This window comes from Stenotrophomonas sp. P5_A8 (genome assembly GCF_056400545.1).
In genome coordinates this window covers 1-6,340 of sequence record NZ_JBFULB010000230.1, presented here as the reverse complement: position 1 = coordinate 6,340, position 6,340 = coordinate 1, and the positions used below count along the sequence as shown (strand labels likewise).

At 70.5% G+C, this 6,340-nt stretch carries 6 protein-coding genes; all 6 read left to right on the top strand.

Translation table 11 applies throughout. The features are described 5' to 3' along the window. Positions 1 to 780 (top strand): DUF58 domain-containing protein (locus tag AC1DQP_RS14875; protein ID WP_478051894.1); only part of this gene is annotated, 780 nt, incomplete at its 5' end. Further along, positions 777 to 1,238 (top strand): DUF4381 family protein, encoded by a 462-nt coding sequence (locus tag AC1DQP_RS14870; protein WP_457318100.1) that lies wholly within the window; start codon positions 777 to 779, stop codon positions 1,236 to 1,238. The genes AC1DQP_RS14875 and AC1DQP_RS14870, both read left to right, overlap by 4 nt. A 5-nt stretch (positions 1,239 to 1,243) precedes the next feature. Next, the gene (locus tag AC1DQP_RS14865; RefSeq protein ID WP_457318103.1) at positions 1,244 to 2,266 is read left to right on the top strand and encodes a vWA domain-containing protein; all 1,023 of its coding nucleotides are present in this window, start codon (positions 1,244 to 1,246) and stop codon (positions 2,264 to 2,266) included. Next, on the top strand, positions 2,263 to 4,011 hold the full coding sequence (locus AC1DQP_RS14860) for a VWA domain-containing protein (protein ID WP_457318099.1): 1,749 nt from the start codon (positions 2,263 to 2,265) through the stop codon (positions 4,009 to 4,011). Before AC1DQP_RS14865 ends, AC1DQP_RS14860 begins: the two co-directional genes overlap by 4 nt. Next, positions 4,008 to 5,714: a BatD family protein gene (locus AC1DQP_RS14855; protein ID WP_457318098.1), complete on the top strand. Its 1,707-nt coding sequence runs from the start codon at positions 4,008 to 4,010 to the stop codon at positions 5,712 to 5,714. The genes AC1DQP_RS14860 and AC1DQP_RS14855 overlap by 4 nt, the downstream gene beginning before the upstream one ends. 66 nt (positions 5,715 to 5,780) lie before the next feature. After that, positions 5,781 to 6,340 (top strand): dicarboxylate/amino acid:cation symporter (locus AC1DQP_RS14850; RefSeq protein WP_478051893.1); only part of this gene is annotated, 560 nt, incomplete at its 3' end.

Below are 6,340 nucleotides of genomic sequence, written 5' to 3'. Positions count from 1 at the left end.
GCGCCCATGCGTGGGCGCGGCATGGAATATGCCGAGTCGCGGGAGTACGTGGCAGGCGACGATGCCCGCCACATCGACTGGCGCGTCACCGCGCGTACCGGCCGTGCACACACCAAATTGTTCCAGGCCGAACGCGAGCGCTTGACCCTGCTGGTGGCCGACACGGATCCGGTGCTGTATTTCGGCACCCGCGTTCGCTTCAAATCGGTACAGGCCGCCCGCGTCGGCGCGATTGCCGCGTGGTTGGCACAGCGTCAGGGCGACCGTCTCGGCGCGTTGCGTGGCAGCAGCGTGGAAGCCCCGCTCCCGCCGGCCGGGGGCACCCGCGGTGTGCTGCGCGTGCTCGATGCGCTCACCCGCTGGTACGCGCAGCCACCGGCCGACGACGCCGGGCTGGACCGGGCACTCGAACAGGCGGCGCGTCTGCTGCGTCCCGGCGCGCGCGTGGTCGTGCTTGCCGATCCTGGGCAGGCTGCGGCCATCAGTGTGTCGCGTTGGACCGCCCTGGCCATGCACCACGAAGTGGTGGTGATGCTACTGGTCGATCCGCTGGAGCTGTCCCCGCCAGCAGCCTCGCTGGCGTTCCTGTCGCAGGGCCGCCGCGTGCTGCTCGACCTTGACCGCGCCAGCGTCCGCGAGCACTGGCGCGAGCGCTTCGTGGCGCCGCTGCAGGACCTGCAGAAGCACCTGTCGTCGCGTCGCATCCAGGTGCACGTGGTGGCCTCTGATGACGCCAGCGACTGCTGGCTGACCCCGATGCCCTCGGCGGTGGTGGCATGAGCGCGCCGACCTCGCTGCCGTTGCGCGATGTGCAGCTGCCGCCATCGCCTGCGTGGTGGCCGCCGGCGCCCGGCTGGTGGCTGGTGCTGGGCGCCGTGCTGCTTGTCGCCGCGCTGCTGTGGGCGTGGCAGGCGCGTCGTCGGCGGCGGCGACAGGGCTGGATCCGGTTGTTCGATGAGGCCATCGCACAGGCGGCAACGCCGGTCGAGGAAGTGGCGGCCATCGCCGCGCTGCTCCGCCGTGCGGCGCGCGTGCGTCAGCCCGGCGCGGAACTGCTGCAGGGCCCGGCATGGCTGGAATTCCTCGACGAGCCCGGTAGCCGTGCCTTTTCCGATGGCGATGGGCGGCTGCTGCTCGACGGCGGTTATCGCCCGCAGGTCGATGCCGAAGCGGCGCAGCGCCTGCGCGTGCTGGCGCGTGCGCGTTTCCTCGGCCTGGTGTCGGGGCGGCGGCGATGATCGCGATGAACGTGTCGCCGCAGGTGGCTCAGTGGCTGCCGGACTGGCTGTCGTGGCTGGATACCTTCGCCTGGCCGTGGATGCTGGCTGCGCTGCCGGTACCGGTGCTGATGCACTGGTGGCCGCAGCGCAACGCCAGCGCCGCCGCGTTGCGCGTGCCGTACGCGGCCGCACAGCTGCAGGCGCTCGGTAGCGCTGTCGGTGGCCGCGCGCTGGGCGTTGGCCGGCTGCTGCTGTGGTTGGCGTGGGTGTGTCTGTGCGTGGCAGCGGCACGCCCGCAGCAACTGGGCGAGGCGGTGACTCCGCCACAACAGGGGCGGCAGATGATGCTCGCCGTGGACGTGTCGGGCAGCATGCAGGAAACCGACATGATGCTCGGCCAACAGGTAGTGGAGCGGTTGACTGCCGCCAAGGCGGTGCTGGCCGACTTCCTGGACCGGCGTGTTGGCGATCGCGTCGGCCTGCTGATTTTCGGCGAGCGCGCCTACACCCTTACCCCGCTGACCAGCGATCTTGCCAGCGTGCGTCAGCAGCTCGGCGACAGCGTGGTCGGCCTGGCCGGACGCGAGACCGCGATCGGCGATGCGATCGCACTGGCGGTCAAACGCCTGCGCGAGCAACCGCAGGGCCAGCGCGTACTGATCCTGCTGACTGACGGCGTCAGCAATGCCGGCGTACTCGAACCACTGCGCGCCGCCGAACTGGCCAAGACCGAAGGCGTGCGGGTATACACGGTGGCGTTCGGCGGGGACGGCAGCTACCGGCTGTTCGGCATGCAGGTGGCAGCCGGCGACGACCCGGTGGACGAGGCGACGCTGCAGAAAATCGCCACGCTTACCGGCGGGCGCGCCTTCCGCGCCCGCAACACCGATGAACTGGCCGGCATCTATGCCGAACTGCAGCGGCTGGAGCCGGTGGCCTCGGCGGGCCCTGCGGTGCGGCCGCGGATCGAGCGTTACGCCTGGCCACTGGCGCTGGCGTTGTTGCTGGCCGGGTTGGCCTGGATAGTGCCGAGGCGCTGGGCATGAACATCGATTGGAATGCACTGCATCTGGTCCGCCCGCAGGCCCTGTGGGCGCTGCTGGCCCTGCCACTGATCGCCCTGGTCTGGTACTGGCGTCGCCGCCGCGGCAGCGCGTGGCACACCGCGGTCGATCCGCATCTGTTGCGCCACTTGCTGGTGGCCGGTGGGCAGCGCGCCTGGGGCGGGCTGGTGCTGTTGTTGGTCGGCTGGACGCTGGCGGTGCTGGCCCTGGCCGGCCCTAGCTGGCGACAGGTGGCGCAGCCGCTGTGGCAGTCGCCGACGCCGCTGGTGGTGGCGCTGGACCTGTCCTCGCGGATCACCGCCACCGACCTGCCGCCGTCACGGTTGCTGCAGGCCCGTGCAAAGCTGGCCGCGTTGCTGCGCGAGCGCCAGGGCGGGGAGGTCGCGTTGCTCGCTTATGCCGATGATGCCTACACCGTGGCGCCGCTGACCGCCGATGCGGCCAACGTGGCGCTGTACCTGGATGCGCTGGGCCCGGATGTGATGCCACGCGATGGCCAGCGTGCCGAGCGCGCGTTGGACGCGGCGGTGCTGTTGCTGCAGCAGTCGGGTGCGCGCAGCGGCGACATCCTGCTGCTCACCGACCGTGCCGACGATGCCGCCATCCGCGCAGCTGCCGCGGCGCATCGGCAGGGCTTCACCGTGTCGGTGCTGGGCCTGGGTACGGCGGCCGGTGCGGCCTTCCGTAGTGGCGATGGACAGATCGCGCAGGCGCGCCTGGAAGAGGCGCCGCTGCGCACGGTCGCCAGCAGCGGCGGCGGACGTTATGCGCGTATCGCCAACGACGACAGCGACCTGAAGGCCCTCGGCGTGCTGACCCCGAAGGTGAGCATGGATGACCGCCAGAAGGGCGACGGGCTGGCCTGGCGCGATGAAGGGTTCTGGCTGTTGCCGCCGCTGATGCTGCTGTCGCTATGGGCGTTCCGGCGCCGCGGCCTGGCGATGGCGCTGGTACTGTGCGCAGCGCTGCCGCTGACCCTGCCCACGCCGGCTTACGCGGCCGACGGCACCCTGTGGCAACGCGCCGACCAGATCGATCAACAGAAGTTGGGCGCGGGCGTGGATGCGTATCGCCGCGGTGACTTCAAAGCCGCACAGCAGCAGTTCGAGGGCATCCACAGCGATGCCGGGTGGTACAACCTCGGCAATGCCTTGGCCCGGCAAGGCCAGTACGATGCCGCCATCGCAGCCTACGACAACGCGCTGAAGCAGACCCCCGGCATGCCCGATGCCGTCGCCAACCGCGCTGCGGTGGATGCGGCGCGTAAACGCAAACCACCGCCGACGCCACCGAAGGGCGACCAGGGCAAGCAGCCGCCGAAAACGCCACCGTCGCAAGGGCAAGGGCAGGGGCAACCCGGGCAGGATCAGGGGTCGCCACCGAAGCCGCAGGGTAACCAGGATCCCGGGCAGGCGCCGCCGCCGCCGGGCCAGAATCCGGGCAAGCCGCAGGACGGCGATGCCAAGCAGGATGCGGGTAATCCGGATCCGGCCACGCAGGCCAAGGCTGACGCGGCGCAACGCCAGCAGATGCAGCAGGCATTGCAACGCCAGGGCAAGGACGGCAAGGACACCCGGGCGCAACGCCAAGCCGCCGAAACCCCGCAGCAGCGCGAGCAGCGCCAGGCCGTGGAGGCGTGGATGCGGCGGGTGCCCGACGATCCGGGCAGCCTGCTACGGGCCAAATTCCAGTTGGAAAACGAACGCAGGAAACGGGAAGGACGATGAGCATGGGTTCCACCACGCGGCGATGGATGCAGGCCGGCTGCTGGCTGCTGCTGGGACTGGCCAGCCTGGCGCAGGCGCAGACCCGCGCCTGGCTGGATCGTCAGCAGATCCTCGACACCGAGGCGGTCACGCTCAACATCGAGAGTGATGGCGGCGGTGCGCCGGACTATGCGCCGTTGCGCGCGGACTTCGACCTGAGCGCGCAGACCAGCAGCCGCCAGATGCAGTGGAGCAATGGTGGCACCCGCTCGCGCAATCTCTACGCGGTAGTGCTGTCGCCGCGGCGCAGCGGCACCCTGCAGATTCCCGCGTTGCAGGTGGGCGCCAACCGCACGGCACCGTTGCTGCTGCAGGTGGCGGCGAGCGCCCCCGGCGGCGCCGGCACGCCGGCGGCGATGCCCGGCAATGCCGCGGTCTTCATGGAGACCGAGGTGGATGATGCCACCCCGTACGTACAGCAGAGCGTGGGCGTGGTGGTGCGGCTGTATTACGCCTCGCAGCTTGTCTCCGGCGAGCTCCTGCTGGATACGCCCGACGGTGCGTCGCTGCAGCGCGTGGGTGAAGACCGCAGCCAGGTGCGCGAGGTCAATGGCCGTCGCTACAACATGGTCGAGCGGCGCTTCCTGTTGATCCCCGAACGCAGTGGCCCACTGCAGTTGCCGGCCGCGCAGTTCAACGGCCGCACTGCAGGCGGTTTCTTCGACGACATGTTCGGCGGCGACGGGCGACTGCGCGCCAGCGCGCCGGCACGCACCCTGCAGGTGCGGCCACAGCCGGCCAACGCGCCGCAGCCGTGGCTGCCGCTGCATGACCTCCGCCTGCGCTACACCGCTGCACCCGGCAGCGGGCGTGCGGGCGAGGCGGCCACGGTAGTAGTGGAGGCGACCGCGCAGGGCGCCACCCGCGCCCAGTTCCCCGAGCTGCCGACTTTGGACGTGGGCACCGATGCGCAGGTATTCGCCGAGCCGGCGCAGTTCGATGAGACCTTCACCGGCAGCACCCCGCAGTTGAAGATGACCCGCCGCTACTCGATCGTGCCGCGCACCGCGGGCAGTCTGCGCGTGCCTGGCCCGCGCATGCCGTGGTGGGATGTGAAGGCGGGCGCGGCGCGCATGGCGACCCTGCCGGACCTGACCCTGGCGGTGGCCGCCGGTGGACCGGGGGGCGCGGCGCCGCCGGTCCCGCTGGATACCACMTCGGCCCTGCCGGGCGAAGCGCCGGCCTCCAACGCACTGCCGCTGGCCGATGCACCGTCTGCGGCACGCCCGTGGGGCTGGATCGCAGTGGCCATCACCTTCGCGCTCCTGTGGCTGCTGACCCTGTGGTGGGGCTGGCGGCGGGCCGGGCGGCGCCGGGCAGAACCGCGCGCTGCACCGGTCGCGGTGGCCGGCGTTCCGCTGGCCACCGTGTCGCGCGCCGAACTGCGCCGCGCACTGGAAAGCCAGGGGCTGGACGAGATCATCGCCCTGCTGGCGGCGATGGGCGGGGTGCAGGGCCTGGACGCGCTGCTGGGGCGGCTGGCCGACCCGGCCCAGCGCGAGGCGTTGCTGGCCATGCAGCGGGTGCGGTGGGCCGGTCAGGGGGGCGATGTGGCCGCCGCGCGGCAGGCACTGCGCCGGGCGTTCCATGACGGACCGCACTGGCGGGCCACGGCGGTGGCGGAAAACAATGGGCTGGCGCCTCTATATCCTTCGGGACCTTGATGCGCTGCCGGGCCTGCGGGACCGGCTTTGCTAAGCTGATTCAATTCTTTACAGGAAAGCCGTTAGATGACTGAGGCCGCAAAGACCCGGCAGAAAATGCCTTTGCACTGGAAAATGGGCATCGGCTTCGCGCTGGGCCTTACCCTCGGCCTGATCGTGCACGCCGCCGGCCCGGGCGTGCCTGGCCTGACCGATTTCGCCAAGGGCGTGATGGCCTGGGTGACCACGCCGCTGTCGGGCCTGTTCCTCAACCTGATCTTCATGCTGATCGTGCCGCTGATCTTCTCGGCCCTGATCATGGGCGTGTCGGAGATGGGCGACATCCGCGCGCTCGGCCGCATCGGCTGGAAGACCCTGGCCTACACGGTGCTGCTGTCGGGCATCGCGGTGGGCATCGGTCTTGTGCTGGTCAACGTGCTCAAGCCCGGCGCCGGCATGGACCCGCACGTGGCCGCGCAGATGCTCTCGGAGAACGCAGAGCGCAGCAAGGAAATCGTCGCCGGCATCCATGAGACCCCCAAGGGCATGGACATGCTGCTGTCGATCGTGCCCAGCAACGTGCTGCAGGCCGCATCGGACAATGGCGCCATCCTGTCGCTGATGTTCTTCGCGCTGATGTTCGGCAT